This is a genomic window from Pseudomonas sp. 2995-3 (genome assembly GCF_002742565.1).
GTDB classification, from domain to species: domain Bacteria; phylum Pseudomonadota; class Gammaproteobacteria; order Pseudomonadales; family Pseudomonadaceae; genus Aquipseudomonas; species Aquipseudomonas edaphica.
In genome coordinates this window covers 1-351 of sequence record NZ_LJSB01000116.1, presented here as the reverse complement: position 1 = coordinate 351, position 351 = coordinate 1, and the positions used below count along the sequence as shown (strand labels likewise).

The following is a 351-nucleotide window of genomic DNA, read 5'->3' as shown; positions in this document are numbered from 1 at the left end:
CAATTTAAGAGGATACTATTATCATTACAGCATTACTCATGGTGAAGAGACGAAGTTAGCACTTGACCCGTATGCAAAATCAATGGCGACATGGGCTGATCCTGATCATAATGGTGGGAATTATCCAATTGGAAAAGCTGCGATTGTTGATCCATCTTCTATTGGACCGGAACTAGATTTTGCAAATATTCCTGGTTTTGAAAAAAGAGAAGACGCGATCATTTATGAAGTACATGTTAGGGACTTTACTTCTGACTATGAAATTGCAGATGAATTAGACGCTCAGTGGGGAACTTTTGATGCATTTATTGAAAGGCTAGATTACATTGAGGCACTAGGTGTAACACACAT

At 38.5% G+C, this 351-nt stretch carries 1 protein-coding gene; it reads left to right on the top strand.

Going from position 1 to position 351, the window contains the following annotated elements; genetic code table 11:
* Positions 1-351: hypothetical protein (locus AOA62_RS05110; RefSeq protein ID WP_218244072.1), on the top strand; the 351-nt coding region annotated here is incomplete at both ends.